Source organism: Mycobacterium scrofulaceum, assembly GCF_002086735.1.
Classification (GTDB): Bacteria; Actinomycetota; Actinomycetes; order Mycobacteriales; family Mycobacteriaceae; genus Mycobacterium; species Mycobacterium scrofulaceum.
In genome coordinates this window covers 1-15390 of record NZ_MVIJ01000062.1, presented here as the reverse complement: position 1 = coordinate 15390, position 15390 = coordinate 1, and the positions used below count along the sequence as shown (strand labels likewise).

Below are 15390 nucleotides of genomic sequence, written 5' to 3'. Positions count from 1 at the left end.
ACCCGAGCGCGGTGAACGCCGGCGGAACGGCCGACCGTCAGTGCCGGTGCGACGCGAGCAGTCCGGCCTGGCCGGTGGACGGCGGGCGGGCCGCCAGCCATTCGCGGGTGGCCGCATGCGAGCGCTCGATGAGCGTCGCCGCGTGCGAGAAGTCGGCCCCGGAGGTGGCGACCGGGCACAGCGGGCGAATGACGCGCAAGTCGACGGCCCGCTCGAAGCGCTCGACGTCGACGGCCAGCCGATGGTTCACGGCGAGGGTCATCGCGTGCAACGCCATGTTGACCGCCGTCTTCGGCGCGGCGGGAAGGGCGCACGAATAACCCGTGGGCAGCACCCAGACCCGGTCCGCGCCCAACGCGACGGCGTGCGACACCGGGGTGTTGTTCACGACGCCGCCGTCCATCAGGTCGCGCCCGCCGACCCGCACCGGCGGGAACACGCCGGGGATGGCTGCGCTGGCCACGATCGCATCGACCGCGTTGCCCGAAGACAGCAGCACGTCGCCGCCGGAGACCACGTCGGTGGCCACCACGTGCAGCGGGATCGGCGCCTCCTCGAGTCGGGTGAACTCCAGCTCGTCGGCCAGCAGCCGCCGCAATCCGGTGTTGGGGACCAGGTGCGAGCGGCGGCCCAGCATGCCCATCGCCCCGGCGATCGGCCGGGCGGGGAAGATCTCCTTTCGCGACAGCGAGATCCACAGGTCGGCCAGCCCGCGGATCCCCGCGCGGTCGGGCCGGGAGGCGATCCACCCGCCATTGACCGCGCCGACGGACGTCCCGACGATGAGGTCGGGGCGTTCCCCCTCGTCGGCCAGCGCGAGCAGCATCCCGACGTGGATCGCGCCGAGGCTGGCCGCGCCGGACAACACGAAGGCCGTGGGCACAGATGCATCGTAGGGACCTTTTCCACGCGTGGCGCCGTAACGAATTGGGTAGCGTTTTCGATATGACGAACGTGCGAATAGTGACCACGGGGGTCGCGGTGGCGACGTTTGCGGCAGCCGCAGCGGTGGCCGTCACGCCCGCGACCTCCTCTGCGGATCCTGCCGGCCACCAGGTGACTTACACCATCACCGCCACCGGCAACCTCACCGGCAACGTCCGCTACATGAACTCCGATCCGCCCAGCCAGGCGGCCTTCAACGCCAACTCGTCGCAGTACCTGAGCAGCGTGCAGACGGCGTTCGCCGCGGGCCAGCCGCTGGTGTACAACACGACGCTGAACGACCCGAATCAGTGGGCGTTCGTCAACGCGAGCGGCGGTTGCCACTGGCCGGACTGCGATTCGTCGAACACCCCGCAGATCCAGTGCCAGATCGCCGTCGACGGCCAGGTCGTGGTGACGCAGAGCGCCACCACCGGCGTGACGTGCTCGACGCGCCCCTGGTGATCCGGTCGAGGGTGATCCGGTAGAGCCGCTTAGCGGTGCACCCGCAACGCGAGGTAGTACTCGTGCCGTCGCGTGCGGTCCAGGGTGTAGCCCACCGCCCTCGTCACCCCGTCGTCGTCGGACTCCAGCCAGCGTTCGGTGTGCTGGCGTTCGAATTCCGTCCACGACGGCACGGTGAACCTCTCCAGGACGGTGTCGGGATGTCCGAGGCTGTGGTACAGCCCCCAGCTGTGGCCGCCCGTCCGCAACCGTGACCGCCTGACCGCGCTCATCGCCTCGACGAAATCCTGCAGGCGGTCCGTCGCGACCCGATAGCGGACGGTCACCAGCACGGGACCGTCGTTGGGGCACGGTTCGAAGACGACCATCGGCGACGGCCAGGCCCGCGAGATGTCGCGGCTCAGCTTCCCGGTGTCCGGCCGCAAGCCGAACGGGACGACGCTGACGGCCGCGGCGCCGAGCAGCACCGCCGACAGCGTCAGCGCCACGCCGAGACCCTCCCGGGTGGCGATCAGGCCCCAGAGGAAGGAGCCGAGGGCCTGAGACCCCGTGAAGACCAGCAGGTACATCGCCAGCCCGCGGGCCCGGACCCAGCGCGGCAGGTGCAGCTGCGCGGCGGCGTTCAGCGTCGTCAGCGTGATCAGCCAAGTCATCCCCGACAGCACCAGGAAGGGTGCCGCCGCGGCGAACGGCAGCCAGACCACCGCGAGCGTGGCCGTGCCGTACGCGGCCGCGCACCCGGCCAGCAGCGTGTTGGGCGGCACCTTCTGCCGCAACGGCGCGGGCACCGCGACGGCGAGCATCGCCCCAAAACCGATGGCGCCCAGCGCCATACCGTAGCCGCCCGCCCCCAAGTGCCAGGTATCCGCGGCGGCCACCGGCAACAGCGCCAACAGGGCCGAGGCGGGGAAGACGAAAAGGGCGGCGCGCAACAGGATCCTGCGGAAGATCGGGCCGTGCACGGCGTAGCCCAACCCGGTCATGATCGCCTGGCCGAGGTGTTCGCGTTCGACGGGCGCGATCTGCGTCGGCCGGCGCCATGCCGCCAGGGCGACGATGATGCCGACGAACGAGATCGCGTTGATCGCGAAGACCGCCGCCGGTCCGGCCGCGGCCAGGACGATGCCGCCGATGGCCGGTCCGGCCACGCGGGCGACGTTCACCGACACGCTCGACAACGTGGCGGCGGCGGTGATCTGGTCGCGCGCGACGACCTCGGGCTGGATCGCCTGCCAGGCCGGCGCGGTCAGCGCGGAGGCGACGCCGATGGCCAGGGTGAACAACAGCAGCGCGGCCGGCGTGAGGTGGCCGAAATAGGTCAGCCCGGCCAGCACCAGCGCCACCGCCACCGCGTACGACTGCAGGAACATCAGCAGCCGCCGCTGGTCGAACACGTCGGCGAGCGCGCCGGCGAACAACCCCAGCAGCAGCGTCGGCCCCAGGCTCGCCGTCTGGACCAGCGCCACGACGGTGGCACTGCTGTGGGCCTCCACCAGAAACCATTGCGCGGCCACGCTCTGCATCCAGGTGCCGACGTTGGAGACGAACTGCGCGATGAACAGTGCGCGGAAAACCCGGTTGCCCAACGGGGTCCATACCGACACCTCCGCGGTGTCGGTGCGCTCCTGCGTCATGTCCGACATACGGGGCAACGCCTTTCGCGTCGTGCGGCGGGGTGAAAGTTTAGGACACGCACCCGGCGCGCGCACGACCTAGCGGTGGTCGTGAGCGCGGCGGAGCTGGGCGAAGCGGGCCGCCGCCATGGGACGAGCGGTGGTCGTGAGCGCGGCGGAGCTGGGCGAAGCGGGCCGCCGCCATGGGACGAGCGGTGGTCGTGAGCGCGGCGGAGCTGGGCGAAGCGGGCCGCCGCCATGGGACGAGCGGTGGTCGTGAGCGCGGCGGAGCTGGGCGAAGCGGGCCGCCGCCATGGGACGAGCGGTGGTCGTGAGCGCGGCGGAGCTGGGCGAAGCGGGCCGCCGCCATGGGACGAGCGGTGGTCGTGAGCGCGGCGGAGCTGGGCGAAGCGGGCCGCCGCCATGGGACGAGCGGCGTCACCGCAGCGTGCGGCCGCCCGGCTCGTGGGCGACGACGACGACCTCGGCCGGCCGGGCGCCGACGGACCGGATCGTGTGGGCGACCGACGCGTCGAAATAGGCGCTGTCGCCGGTGCCGAGCGTGATCGTCTGGTCGCCGTACCCGAGTTCGACGCTGCCGGCGTGCACGAACAGGAATTCCTGGCCGCCGTGCTCGGGGTGGGGATCGTCGGCGGGCCCTTCTGCGGGCCGAACCACGAACGGCGACATGGACTTTCCCAGCAGCGACGACGCCAGCACCCGGTAGCGCCGACGGTCGGCGCCGGCGGGCGCCCGGTCGACCGCGATCTTCTCCCGCGCCTCCCCGTCGGAGAACAACCGGCCGACGTCGACGTCGAGGGCCTTGGCCACCTTGAGGGCCACCGCGATCGACGGGGTGCTCTGCCCGCGTTCGATCTTGGACAGGTAGCTCTTGGTCAGCCCGGTCTGCTCGGCCAGCGCCTCGAGGGTCAGGCCGCGTTGCGTGCGGACCGCGCGAAGTAGTGCAGTCACGGGCCTCCCGCGGGTGAATGACACAAGGTTTCCTATTCTGTTACATTGTGTCATATGGGCGGCACGTTCACCGATTCCAAAGCCGAACTGATGCGGCGCGCCGCCGAGCAGCTGACCGCCTCCCAGGCCAGCGAAGCCGCCCTGACCACCCGCCAGAAGCTGGCGCTGACCTGTCGCGCCCTGTTCGACGCCGGGCACGACTCGGGGCTGGCGGGGCAGATCACCGCCCGGGCGGAGGCCGAGGGCGCCTACTACACCCAGCGGCTGGGCCTCGGGTTCGACGAGATCACCGACGCCAACCTGCTGCTGGTGGACGAGGATCTCAACGTCCTTGACGGTGACGGAATGCCCAACCCCGCCAACCGCTTTCACAGCTGGATCTATCGCGCCCGCCCGGACGTGCAATGCATCGTGCACACCCATCCATTCCACGTCGCGGCGCTGTCGATGCTCGAAGTCCCGCTGATCGTCTCCCACATGGACACGACGCCGCTCTACGACGACTGCGCGTTCCTCGCCGAATGGCCCGGCGTGCCGGTCGGCAACGAGGAGGGGGAGATCATCACCGCCGCCCTCGGCGACAAGAAGGCGGTGCTGCTGGCGCATCACGGCCAGGTGGTGGCCGGCGCCAGCGTCGAGGAGGCGTGCTCGTTGGCGGTCCTCATCGAGCGGGCCGCCAGGCTGCAGCTGGCCGCGATGGCGGCCGGCACCGTCAAGGAGCTCCCCGAGCAGCTGGCTCGCGAGGCCCACGACTGGACGCTTTCACCGCAGCGCAGCCGGGCCAACTTCGCCTACTACGCCCGCCGGGCGCTGGCCCGGCATCCGGACGCGCTCGCCAATTAAGACCCCGTTCAACACGATTCGAGGAGTCCGCCCGTGCCCGACGTCCACGGCATCATCGCCTACCCGGTGACTCCGTTCGCCCACGACGGCATCAACACCGAGAGGCTGGCCGCGCTGGTCGGCCGGCTGGTTTCCTCCGGCGTGCATGCGATCGCACCGCTGGGCAGCACCGGCGAACTGGCCTACCTGGACGAGCCCGAGTTCGACACCGTGGTCGACACCACGATCGCGACGGTGGCCGGCCGGGTCCCGGTGATCGTCGGCGTCTCGGATGTGACCACCGCCAAGACCGTTCGGCGTGCGCAGTACGCGCAGCGGGCCGGCGCCCACGCGGTGATGATCCTGCCGGTGTCCTACTGGAAGCTGTCCGAGCGCGAGATCGTCGCGCACTACCGCAGCGTCAGCGACGCCATCTCGATCCCGATCATGGCCTACAACAACCCGGCCACCAGCGGCGTCGACATGCCCCCGGAGCTGCTGGTCCGCATGTTCGACACCATCGAGAACGTCACCATGGTGAAGGAGTCCACCGGCGACCTGACCCGCATGCGGCGCATCTCCGAGTTGTCCGGCGGCAGGCTGCCCTTCTACAACGGCAGCAACCCGTTGGTGCTTGACGCCCTCAAAGCCGGCGCCTCCGGATGGTGCACGGCCGCACCGTGTTTGCGTCCCCAGCCGTGCATCGACCTGTACGACGCGGTGCGCGCGGATGACCTCGACCAGGCGCAGGCCCGCTACGACGACCTCAAGCCGCTGCTGCAGTTCATCGTCGCCGGGGGCCTGGCCACCACGGTCAAGGCCGGCCTGGAACTGCTCGGCTTCCCGGTCGGGGATCCCCGCCCGCCGCTGCTGCCGCTCGACGAGGACGGCCGTGCGCTTCTGAAGCAGCTGCTGGCTCGCTAGCCCAGATTGGGGGCGTCGAAGGTGTCGCACTGCTTGGGGTCGCCCGTCTGGTACCCGACGGTGAACCAATGTTGCCGCTGCTCCGACGACCCGTGCGTCCACGACTCCGGGTTGACCCGCCCGGTCGCTTCCTTCTGGATCCGGTCATCGCCCACCGACGCCGCGGCCGACAGGGCGTCGGAGATGTCCTGGTCGCTCAACGGCTGCAGGTAGGGCACGCCGGTGCTCTCCTGTTTGACCGTCGACGCGTAGTGCGCCCAGATCCCCGCGTAGCAGTCCGCCTGCAGCTCCGTGCGCACCCCGTTGCCGCCGGCGCCCTTCGCCCCTTGCTGGGAGCGGCCCAGGACGCCCTGTAATTGCTGGACGTGGTGGCCGTATTCGTGGGCCACCACGTACTCCTGGGCGAACGGCCCGCCGCTGGAGCCGAACTTGTCGACCAACTCCCGGAAGAAGTCGGTGTCGAAGTACGCGGTCTGGTCGACGGGGCAGTAGAACGGCCCGACCGCGGTGGTCGCCGGCCCGCAGCCGGTGTCGACCGAGCCCGTGAACAGCCGCACGTGCGGGCGGGTGTAGCCCCGCATCAGCTGTTTCCACACGGCGTCCACCGAGTTGCCGGTGGCGACCACGCGGCACTGCACGTACTTGTTGGCGTCCGCCCCGGTCTTGCACTGGCTCAGGTCGAACCCGGGCGCTGAGTAGCCGCTGGTGTTCTGCTGCTGGTTGAGCACGCGCCCCGGATCCACGCCCAGCAACAGCGCGCCGACCAGGATGAGCAGGCCCAGTCCGCCGCCCCCGAGGGCCATCCCCATGCCGCCCCCGCCCGACGAGGAGGCGGTGCTGGTGTCGATCTGCATTCCCTCGTTGAAGCTCATGGCACGCTCCTAGTGTTGCGGGGCCGCGGAGTAGCGGGCATCGGTGTAGCTGCGCAGGTTGTGCAGGAATCGGCGAAGCCCCAGGTTCAGCAGCGGCCCCACCACGTACATCGCCAGCCGGGCGGGGCCCGCGGGCTGCTGCGCCATGGTCCAGGTCAGCCGGCAGCCGCCCGGGATCACCTCGACCCGGTAGTCCTCGGCGAACGCGGCCACCGCCTGCGTCGAGCATTCGTTGAATCGAAAAGCCATGTGACTGAAGGGCTCCCAGGCCAAGAACTCCTCGTTGCCGACGATGCCGCCGCGCATCTCCACGACGCGGGTGGTGCCGACCCCGCGCGGCTCGGGGCTGGTCCAGGTCACCTTGGTGATCACGCTGGCCCAGCGCGGCCACGCCTGGGCATCGGCGAGCACCTCGAAGAGCTGCTCCGGCGTGATCGCGAGGTCGACGCTGTTGCGGAACACGAAAGGCGCGCTGTCGATGAAGCTCAGGTCGACGTGCTCGCAGGGGAACATGGGATCAATCTAACCGGGGCCGTCGCTCGCCGCGGCCAACAGCGGCACAACGACGTCGCTGATCGGCGTCGCCAGACCATGCGCCCGCGCCTTGCGGATGATCACCCCGTTGCGGATGTCCCACTCCATCCGCCGTCCGTGCTCACGGTCGGCCAGGATCGAGGTGCCCATGTCCTCGGCAACGCGGCGGAACATGTCCCCCAGCTCGTCGACGATGGCGTCGGGCAGGTTGGCGCCCTCGGCCCGCGCGACCGCCAGGCACTCGGCGACGTAGCGGCGCGACAGTTCGGCGACGTCGTCGCGGCGGAACATGCCGGATCGCCGCCCGGACAGCGCCATGAAGCCGGCCAGCGCGTTGGTGAGCAGCTTGCGCCAGGCCGCCGTGACGAAGTCGGGGTCGCAGTCCACCCGGCACCCGGCACCGCGCAGCAGCTCGGCGATCGCCTGCGCCGCAGGCCCACTCGGCAGCACCAGTGCGGGCTCGGTGCGCAGCCGCACCCACCCCTCGGGCTGGGTCTCCGCGGAGTACCACACGATCCCGGGGACCACGGGCGACGACGGGCAGTGCGGCTGCACCTGCTCGACTTGCTCCACACCGTTTTGCAGCACCACGACGACCGTGTGCGCGTCGCAGAGGCGGTCCAGCCAGCCGGCCGCCGCCTGGTTCTGGGTGGCCTTGACCGCCAGCACCACCACGTCGACGGGGCCGGTGACCTCGCCGGGATCGGTGTGCACCGGGCCGGGCACCACGATCGGATCCGCGCCGTCGGGCCGCAATTCGATGCGCTCACGGGGGGTGTGGCCGCACACCAGCACCGAATGCCCGGCCTGGTGGAGCAGCGCGGCGACCGTCGTGCCGACGGCGCCCGGGCCGACTAGTGCGATGGTGGTGGCAATAGGTCCGAAAGTACCTCCTCTAGACTGGTCACTCGTCCCAAGCCTGCTGAAGAGGAGTTTTTGTGCTGCGCAGCCACGCCGCCGGATCGCTGAGAAGCAGCGACGCCGGTCAGCAGGTGACGTTAGCGGGCTGGGTGGCTCGCCGCCGCGACCACGGCGGGGTGATCTTCATCGACCTGCGGGACGCCTCCGGCGTCGCCCAGGTGGTGTTCCGCGAGTCTGACGTGCTGGCCCAGGCGCACCGGTTGCGGGCCGAGTTCTGCGTCGCGGTCACCGGGGTCGTCGAGGTCCGCCCGGAGGGCAACGCCAACCCCGAAATCCCCACCGGCGACATCGAGGTCAACGCCTCCTCGCTGACCGTGCTGGGGGACAGCGCGCCGCTGCCGTTTCAGCTCGACGAGCCCGCCGGCGAGGAGCTGCGGCTGAAGTACCGCTACCTCGACCTGCGCCGCGACGGGCCGGCCGCGGCGCTCCGCCTGCGCTCCAAGGTGAATGCCGCCGCGCGCGCAGTGCTGGCCGGCCACGACTTCGTCGAGATCGAAACCCCGACGATCACCCGCTCGACGCCGGAAGGCGCGCGCGACTTCCTGGTGCCCGCCCGGCTGCACCCCGGCTCGTTCTACGCGCTGCCGCAGAGCCCGCAGCTGTTCAAGCAGCTGCTGATGGTGGCCGGGATGGAGCGCTACTACCAGATCGCCCGCTGCTACCGCGACGAGGATTTCCGCGCCGACCGCCAGCCCGAGTTCACCCAGCTCGACATGGAGATGAGCTTCGTCGACGCCGAGGACATCATCGCGATCTCCGAGGAGATCCTGACCGCGCTGTGGGCGTTGATCGGATACCGGGTCCCGACGCCGATCCCGCGGATCACCTACGCCGACGCGATGCGCCGGTTCGGCTCGGACAAGCCCGACATGCGGTTCGGGCTGGAGCTGGTCGAGTGCACAGAGTTCTTCAAAGACACCACCTTTCGCGTTTTCCAGGCCCCGTACGTCGGGGCCGTGGTGATGCCCGGCGGGGCGTCGCAGCCGCGGCGCACGCTGGACGGCTGGCAGGAGTGGGCCAAGCAGCGCGGCCACCGGGGGCTGGCCTACGTGCTGGTCGCCGACGACGGCACGCTCGGCGGCCCGGTGGCCAAGAACCTCAGCGACGCCGAACGGGACGGGCTTGCCGCGCACGTCGGGGCGAAGCCGGGGGACTGCATCTTCTTCTCGGCCGGCCCGCCGAAGTCGTCGCGGGCCCTACTGGGCGCCGCCCGCGGGGAGATCGCCGCCCGGCTGGACATGATCGACCCGGACGCGTGGGCGTTCGTCTGGGTGGTGGACCCGCCGCTGTTCGAGCCCGCCGACGAGGCGACGGCCGCCGGTGACGTGGCCGTCGGCTCGGGTGCGTGGACCGCGGTGCACCACGCCTTCACCTCGCCCAAGCCGGAGTTCGAGAAGTCCGTCGACACCGATCCCGGCGCCGTGCTGGCCGACGCCTACGACATCGTCTGCAACGGCAACGAGATCGGTGGCGGCTCGATCCGTATCCACCGCCGCGAGATCCAGGAGCGGGTGTTCGCCGTGATGGGTCTGGACCGGGCCGAGGCGGAGGAGAAGTTCGGGTTCCTGTTGGAGGCCTTCACCTTTGGCGCACCGCCGCACGGCGGGATTGCGTTCGGCTGGGACCGGATCAACGCGCTGCTGTCCCGGGTGGACTCGATCCGCGAGGTGATCGCCTTCCCCAAGACCGGCGGCGGCGTCGACCCGCTCACCAATGCGCCCGCCCCGATCACTGCGCAGCAGCGCAAGGAGTCCGGCATAGACGCCAAGCCGGATCGATGACCTGCACGCGGCGCAGCCGTGGCGAGTGAGTCGCCCGGCGCCGGGCACTAGTTGTCGACTCGTGCTCGTACCGTTAGTCATCTTTGCCGAGCAGTGACTGAGTATTCACGCCCGGTTTGTAGCGTTGACGACATGAATAGTTCGGCGTCATTGGCCGCAACTGAGCCTTTTGCGGCCTACCGGCATGCGGGTGCGGGTTTTTTCTTTGGCCTGGCGCATGAATCGGAGATAAGCCCCCGGACTGCCGCGTCGGCCGTCGGAGCCAAGGCCGAAGCATTCGCCGCCCGAGTCAAAGCTCCACTGATTGACCTCAAGACCAGCTGGCGCCCCAGCGAGGAGGACGTCGCGCGAGCGGCAATCGCGGTGATCTTTTTCGCCCTCGTGACCATCATTTCGCTCGCCGCGGGAGCGATCTTGACAATGGGGACAATGGGTTAGCCATCCACGTGCGGTGACCCGCCGTCCGGCACCCACCCACACACAACGGACGGCAACGGTCGCTCAGCAGAGGGTCCGGAATAGATGCCGAGCGGGAGAAGGTTTGACCGGCTATGACCGACACGCCTGACACCCAAACGATCAACGCGTTCAACGAGACCATCATCGACGAGTTCCGCGCCAACGGCGGCGACGTGGGCGGCCAGTTCGCCAACGCCGACCTGCTGTTGCTCACCACGACCGGCGCCAAGTCGGGGCAGCAGCGGGTCTCGCCGCTGGCCTACTTCCGCATCGACGGCAAGCTGATCATCATCGGATCGTTCGCCGGCTCGCCCGTCAGCCCGGCGTGGGTGCACAATCTGCGCGCCAACCCACAGGCGCGCGTCGAGATCGGCGCGCCGCAGGGAGTGCAGGAGTTCGCCGTCACGGCGCGCGAACTGCCGTCCGACGAGCGGGACACGTTGTTCGGCAAGGTCACCGCCGCGGCGCCCGGGTTCGCCGAGTACCAGTCGAAGACCAGCCGGGTGATTCCGCTGTTCGAGCTGCAACCGGCCTGACTCCGTGAACGCCGCGCGTGCGGGCAGCAAGCGGCTGCGCGTGGTGTGGTTCAACCTGGTCCAGACCGCGACGGCCGCCGGCCTGTCGTGGTACCTCGCCCACGACGTCCTCGATCACCCGCAGCCGTTCTTCGCGCCGATCGCCGCGGCGGTGTCGCTGTCGACCAGCAACGTGCTCCGCGCGCAGCGCGCCGTTCAGATGATGGTCGGGGTGACCCTGGGGATCGGGCTCGGCTCCGCGGTGCAGGCGCTGCTGGGGCCGGGGGCGTTCCCCATCGCGATCGCCGCGCTGGTCGCGCTCGGCGCCGCGGTGTTCATCGGGGGCGGGTTCATCGGGCACGGCATGATGTTCGCGAACCAGACCGTGGTGTCGGCGATCCTGGTGCTTGCCCTCTACCGCGGCGGGGTCGGTCTGGAGCGCATCTTCGACGCGCTGATCGGCGGCGCGGTGGCCATCGTCTTCGCGGTCCTGCTGTTCCCCGCCGACCCACTGAAGGTGCTGCGGACCGCGCGCGTCGGCGTGCTCGGCGTGCTGCATGACGTCCTGTCACGCGCCGCGGACGTCGCCGCCGGGCGCACAGCGCCGCCGCAAGACTGGCCGTTGACGGCCGTCGACCGGGTGCAGGAACAACTCAGCGGACTGCTCGAGGCGCGCACCACCGCCCGCCACGTCGTCGCCATCGCCCCGCGACGGTGGGGCCTGCGGGACACGCTCGAGGCCGCCGACCACCAGGCCGTGTACGTGGCCCTGCTGGCCGGTTCGGTGTTGCAACTTGCCCGGGCCGTGGCCCCCGGCGGGGACGGCGGCGGCGCGGGGCCCGCCCGGCCCGTGCACTCGGTGTTGGTGGTGCTGGCGGCCGCGACCGCCCTCGCGGACCGCGACCCCGCCGGCGCGTGCGCGTACACCGCGTCCGCGCGTCGGCACGCGTCGGAACTGCGGTCGGGCGTGCGGGACAAAGCGCAGTCGATCCTCGCCGACGCCGTCAGCGCGTGCGTCGACGATCTGCAACGGGTCATCGACCTCCGGCACGTGTGAGGGAGATCAGCGCGATTGGGCCAGGTACTCCTGGACCAACTTCCGCGGCGCCTGCGTCAGCCAGGCCTCGGTGATCAGCTCCTCGAGGCCGCGGACCGAGACCGCGTCCAGTTCGACCAGCACCACCGGGTAGCCGTCGAAATGCGGGGTGGTGAAGTAAATATCCGGCTCGTCGGCGATCAACCCGAACTTGACCCCCTCGTCGGACACCCGCACGCCGAGGATGTCACCCTCCGGCGGTCCCAGCCCGTCGCGGTCCAGGGCCTCGCGTTCGGACGGGCGCAGCGGCCGCTCCCAGGCCAGCAACTTCTTGCCGACCCGCCAGTCATGCGGTGACGGCTCGGAGGTGAGTGCCAGCTCACGAACGATGCGGGCGACGTCGTACCACGTGGCCACATTCCGATTGTGCTCCCGCTTTGGCGCGCGTGCCGTCGTATTGGCAAACGGTTCGCGTCGCGGACGGCGCGTAACGGCCCGGTGTGTGATGTGATCAGCCTTGTGTCTGAAGCTGACGCCGGGATCGCCCGCCGCCATCGCGTCACCCACCGCACCGAGTACCGGTACTCCGACGTCGTGACCAGCTCTTACGGCCGCGGGTTCCTCACGCCGCGCGATTCGCTGCGGCAACGTTGCGTGGTGCACCGGTTGACCATCGATCCGGCCCCCGCCGACGTCTCCACCAGTGGCGATGTGTACGGCAACATCAGCTCCTACTTCCACGTCACCGAGCCGCACCACACCCTGACGGTCACCAGCGACTCCATCGTCGACGTGTATCCGCCGGCCCCCGGGCTCTACACCAGCGGCCCGGCGGTCCAACCGTGGGAGGCCGCCCGTCCGGCCGGGGGCGGGGGAGCGCTCGCCGCCGAGTTCACCTTGGACCTCAATCCGCCCGAGATCACCGACGAGGTCCGCGAGTACGCGGCGGCCAGTTTCGCCCCGGAGCGCCCGCTGGTCGACGTCCTGCGCGACCTCGCGTCGCGAATTTTCGCCGACTTCGCCTACCGCTCGGGCTCGACGACGATTTCCACCGGGGTAAATGAGGTTCTGGCGGCCCGGGAAGGGGTATGTCAGGACTTTGCGAGGCTGGCAATCGCCTGCCTGCGTGCCAACGGTCTTGCGGCCAGCTACGTGTCCGGCTACCTGGCCACTGACCCGCCACCGGGGAAGGATCGAATGATCGGTATTGACGCCACCCATGCCTGGGCGGCGGTGTGGACACCGCAGGAGCCCGGCCAGTTCGAATGGCTGGGGCTGGATCCCACCAACGACCAGCTGGTCGACGAGCGCTACATCATCGTGGGGCGAGGCCGCGACTACGCGGACGTGCCGCCGCTGCGGGGCATCATCTACACCGATTCCGAACACAGCGTGATCGACGTCGCCGTCGACGTGGTGCCGTTCGAGGGGGACGTGCTCCATGCGTGACTTCAACTGCCCCAACTGCGGCCAACGCCTGACGTTCGAGAACTCCACATGTCTCAATTGCGGTAGCGCGCTGGGGTTTTCGCTGGACCAGATGGCCCTGCTGGTCATCGCCGAGGAGAACGCCGGCGAACACGCCGGTTTCGTCGACGCCGCCGAGTATCAGCTGTGCGCCAATCTTCTGTTGGCCGAATGCAATTGGCTGGTGCCGGTCAACAATCCGCGGCTGCTGTGCGCGTCCTGCGCGCTGACCACGGTGCGCCCCAACGACGCCGACACGGCCGGGCTGGCCGAATTTGCCCGGGCCGAGGCGGCCAAGCGGCGGCTGATCGCCGAGCTGCACGAGCTGAAGCTGCCGATCATCGGCCGTGACGAGGACACCGAGCAGGGGCTGGCCTTTCACCTGCTGTCCAGCGCGCACGAGCAGGTGATGACCGGTCACGACAACGGCGTCATCACGCTGGACCTGGCCGAGGGCGACGACGTGCACCGGGAGCAGCTGCGGGTGGAGATGGAGGAGCCCTACCGCACCCTGCTGGGGCACTTCCGGCACGAGATCGGGCACTACTACTTCTACCGGCTGATCGCCCCGTCCGGCGAGTACCTGGCGCGCTTCAACGAGTTGTTCGGCGACCCCGACGCCGACTACCAGGCGGCGCTCGACCGGCATTACAGCGAGGGGCCGCCCGAGGACTGGCAGGAAGACTTCGTGTCGTCGTATGCGACCATGCATCCCGCCGAGGACTGGGCCGAGACGTTCGCGCATTACCTGCACATCCGCGACACCCTGGACACGTCGGCATGGTGCGGCTTCGCGTCGGCGTCGGCGACCTTCGACCGGCCGGCGTTGGGGCCCAGCGCTTTCCAGACGATCATCGACATGTGGCTGCCGCTGTCATGGTCGCTGAACATGGTGAACCGGTCGATGGGTCACGACGACCTGTACCCGTTCGTGCTGCCGGTCGCGGTGCTGGAGAAGATGAGGTTCATCCACACCGTGATTGACGAGGTGACGTCGGAGTCGCGGGGTCCGGCCGCCATAGCGGGCTAGCCGGGGGATTGACGGCCGCACAAACGGGCACCCTGCCGCGGTGTGCTTTTCGGCGACGGCGGACCTGGTCGTGGGTGCGGCGCTGATTCCGGTCGCGGTGGCGAGCCTGCGGGAGGTCAGGCGCTGGCGCGAACTGCCCTTCGCCTTGCTGCCGACGGTGTTCGCGATCCACCAGTTCCTCGAGGCGGCGGTGTGGCCCAACGACGTTGTCTCCCCCGGAGTGGCGCAGTTGGCCGCGCGCGCATACGTCTTCATCGCCCTGCCGTTGCTTCCGGTGCTCGTCCCGTGGGGGATCTTGATGCTCGAGCCGCGCGGCGCCCGACTGCGGGTGACGCCCTTCGCGGTGCTGGGCACCGTCGTGTCGGCCTACCTGGCCGTCGTGATCCTCACCGAACCCGTCGGGGTGAAGACGCACCCGCACGCGCTGGAATACCAGACCGGTGTTCACAACGGCTACCTGTGGGCGGTGCTCTACGTCGTCGCCGTCATCGGCCCGGCGCTGATGTCGGGCTATCGCTCGATCGTCGTGTTCGGCTTGGCGAACCTGGTGGGGCTGGTCGTGGTCGCCCTTCTCTACGTGCAGGCCTTCGCGTCGCTGTGGTGCATCTACGCCGCGATGCTGTCGATCCTGGTGCTGGTGCACATGGTGCGCCGCCGGCGACTTCCCGATCCGCACCGCTTGCACGGCGCCGCCGGGGATCGCGCGACGTCGAACGTGTGACTGCCGTTCGTAGGTAACGCGGAATTTCTGTATTCCCTTGTGTCACTTGGGTTTCGTGAGTCACAACGGGGGCGTTTTTGTCGGTGGGTGTTCCTAGAGTCTGGGGCATGGGTGCGAGTAGTCGTGAGGAGATCGTCGAGGTCATCGACGCGCTCGACGGCGACGCGGACCGACTGTGCGACTTGTCCTTCGACGTGCTCACCACCCCGGAGCGGCTGCGCGCCTTGGAGCGGGTGGAAAGTGTGGCCCGCCGGCTGCGCACACCGCAGCACGCGTTGATCAATCAGCTCGACGCCCAGGCCAGCCCCGAACAGTTAGGTGGGTCGCTGCGCAC

The 15390-nt window shown here is 69.7% G+C and carries 17 protein-coding genes and 1 pseudogene; 11 read left to right on the top strand and 7 right to left on the bottom strand.

The annotated features are described in order from the left end of the window. Positions 1-37: 37 nt before the first annotated feature. Positions 38-883: a patatin-like phospholipase family protein gene (locus BST44_RS25640; protein WP_083179738.1), complete on the bottom strand. Its 846-nt coding sequence runs from the start codon at positions 881-883 to the stop codon at positions 38-40. A gap of 62 nt (positions 884-945) precedes the next feature. Between BST44_RS25640 and BST44_RS25635 the strand changes: the two genes are divergently transcribed. After that, positions 946-1389, top strand: coding sequence for an Rv2576c family protein (locus tag BST44_RS25635; RefSeq protein ID WP_083179737.1), 444 nt, complete (start codon positions 946-948; stop codon positions 1387-1389). A gap of 29 nt (positions 1390-1418) precedes the next feature. Here the strand turns inward: BST44_RS25635 and BST44_RS25630 are convergent, their stop codons facing one another. Continuing rightward, complete coding sequence (locus BST44_RS25630; RefSeq protein WP_244184943.1) at positions 1419-3032, bottom strand: MFS transporter; 1614 nt, start codon at positions 3030-3032, stop codon at positions 1419-1421. A 408-nt stretch (positions 3033-3440) separates the two neighbouring features. Then, on the bottom strand, positions 3441-3974 hold the full coding sequence (locus BST44_RS25620; RefSeq protein WP_083179735.1) for a helix-turn-helix domain-containing protein: 534 nt from the start codon (positions 3972-3974) through the stop codon (positions 3441-3443). 54 nt (positions 3975-4028) lie between these two features. On the opposite strand from BST44_RS25620, the gene BST44_RS25615 reads away from it, so the two are divergent. Beyond that, entirely contained in the window at positions 4029-4817 is a 789-nt protein-coding gene (locus BST44_RS25615) for an aldolase (RefSeq protein ID WP_083179734.1), read from the top strand. A gap of 33 nt (positions 4818-4850) precedes the next feature. Then, positions 4851-5720 (top strand): dihydrodipicolinate synthase family protein, encoded by an 870-nt coding sequence (locus BST44_RS25610; protein ID WP_083179733.1) that lies wholly within the window; start codon positions 4851-4853, stop codon positions 5718-5720. On the opposite strand, the gene ypfJ is transcribed toward BST44_RS25610, so the two are convergent. From ypfJ to BST44_RS25595, 3 genes are read right to left on the bottom strand one after another with little or no spacing between them, the layout of a single operon-like run. Further along, positions 5717-6592, bottom strand: a complete 876-nt coding sequence (gene ypfJ, locus BST44_RS25605; RefSeq protein WP_083179732.1) for a KPN_02809 family neutral zinc metallopeptidase — start codon at positions 6590-6592, stop codon at positions 5717-5719. The genes BST44_RS25610 and ypfJ overlap by 4 nt on opposite strands. A gap of 9 nt (positions 6593-6601) precedes the next feature. Further along, positions 6602-7105, bottom strand: a complete 504-nt coding sequence (locus BST44_RS25600; RefSeq protein ID WP_083179731.1) for an SRPBCC family protein — start codon at positions 7103-7105, stop codon at positions 6602-6604. A 9-nt stretch (positions 7106-7114) separates the two neighbouring features. Continuing rightward, entirely contained in the window at positions 7115-8002 is an 888-nt protein-coding gene (locus tag BST44_RS25595) for an oxidoreductase (RefSeq protein WP_208619884.1), read from the bottom strand. A gap of 62 nt (positions 8003-8064) precedes the next feature. Between BST44_RS25595 and aspS the strand changes: the two genes are divergently transcribed. From aspS to BST44_RS25575, 4 genes are all read left to right on the top strand, one after another. Then, positions 8065-9828: an aspartate--tRNA ligase gene (gene aspS / locus BST44_RS25590; protein ID WP_083179729.1), complete on the top strand. Its 1764-nt coding sequence runs from the start codon at positions 8065-8067 to the stop codon at positions 9826-9828. 132 nt (positions 9829-9960) lie between these two features. After that, positions 9961-10266, top strand: coding sequence for a hypothetical protein (locus BST44_RS25585; protein ID WP_083179728.1), 306 nt, complete (start codon positions 9961-9963; stop codon positions 10264-10266). Positions 10267-10379: 113 nt separating this feature from the next. Then, entirely contained in the window at positions 10380-10823 is a 444-nt protein-coding gene (locus tag BST44_RS25580) for a nitroreductase family deazaflavin-dependent oxidoreductase (protein ID WP_083179727.1), read from the top strand. A gap of 4 nt (positions 10824-10827) precedes the next feature. Next, complete coding sequence (locus BST44_RS25575; RefSeq protein ID WP_083179726.1) at positions 10828-11859, top strand: FUSC family protein; 1032 nt, start codon at positions 10828-10830, stop codon at positions 11857-11859. Positions 11860-11865: 6 nt separating this feature from the next. On the opposite strand, the gene BST44_RS25570 is transcribed toward BST44_RS25575, so the two are convergent. Further along, a complete protein-coding gene (locus BST44_RS25570; protein ID WP_083179725.1) occupies positions 11866-12255 on the bottom strand; it encodes an MmcQ/YjbR family DNA-binding protein in 390 nt (129 codons plus the stop codon). A 90-nt stretch (positions 12256-12345) separates the two neighbouring features. Between BST44_RS25570 and BST44_RS25565 the strand changes: the two genes are divergently transcribed. The 4 genes and pseudogenes from BST44_RS25565 to BST44_RS25550 form a co-directional block, all read left to right on the top strand. After that, positions 12346-13287 carry a transglutaminase family protein gene (locus BST44_RS25565; protein WP_208619883.1) on the top strand — a complete coding sequence of 314 codons (942 nt, stop codon included), beginning with the start codon at positions 12346-12348 and terminating at the stop codon, positions 13285-13287. Continuing rightward, a complete protein-coding gene (locus tag BST44_RS25560) occupies positions 13280-14335 on the top strand; it encodes a zinc-binding metallopeptidase family protein (protein ID WP_083179724.1) in 1056 nt (351 codons plus the stop codon). Before BST44_RS25565 ends, BST44_RS25560 begins: the two co-directional genes overlap by 8 nt. Before the next feature lie 40 nt (positions 14336-14375). Further along, positions 14376-15056, top strand: coding sequence for a DUF6629 family protein (locus BST44_RS25555; protein ID WP_083179723.1), 681 nt, complete (start codon positions 14376-14378; stop codon positions 15054-15056). A 107-nt stretch (positions 15057-15163) separates the two neighbouring features. After that, positions 15164-15390, top strand: a pseudogene (locus tag BST44_RS25550) (13E12 repeat family protein); the annotation flags it as partial.

Excerpts from the sequence above, each read along its gene's own strand:
- BST44_RS25615 (WP_083179734.1), top strand. The coding sequence starts at position 4,029 with ATGGGCGGCACGTTCACCGATTCCAAAGCCGAACTGATGCGGCGCGCC.
- BST44_RS25630 (WP_244184943.1), bottom strand. The coding sequence starts at position 3,032 with ATGTCGGACATGACGCAGGAGCGCACCGACACCGCGGAGGTGTCGGTA.
- BST44_RS25635 (WP_083179737.1), top strand. The coding sequence starts at position 946 with ATGACGAACGTGCGAATAGTGACCACGGGGGTCGCGGTGGCGACGTTT.
- ypfJ (WP_083179732.1), bottom strand. The coding sequence starts at position 6,592 with ATGAGCTTCAACGAGGGAATGCAGATCGACACCAGCACCGCCTCCTCG.
- BST44_RS25560 (WP_083179724.1), top strand. The coding sequence starts at position 13,280 with ATGCGTGACTTCAACTGCCCCAACTGCGGCCAACGCCTGACGTTCGAG.
- BST44_RS25600 (WP_083179731.1), bottom strand. The coding sequence starts at position 7,105 with ATGTTCCCCTGCGAGCACGTCGACCTGAGCTTCATCGACAGCGCGCCT.
- BST44_RS25580 (WP_083179727.1), top strand. The coding sequence starts at position 10,380 with ATGACCGACACGCCTGACACCCAAACGATCAACGCGTTCAACGAGACC.
- BST44_RS25585 (WP_083179728.1), top strand. The coding sequence starts at position 9,961 with ATGAATAGTTCGGCGTCATTGGCCGCAACTGAGCCTTTTGCGGCCTAC.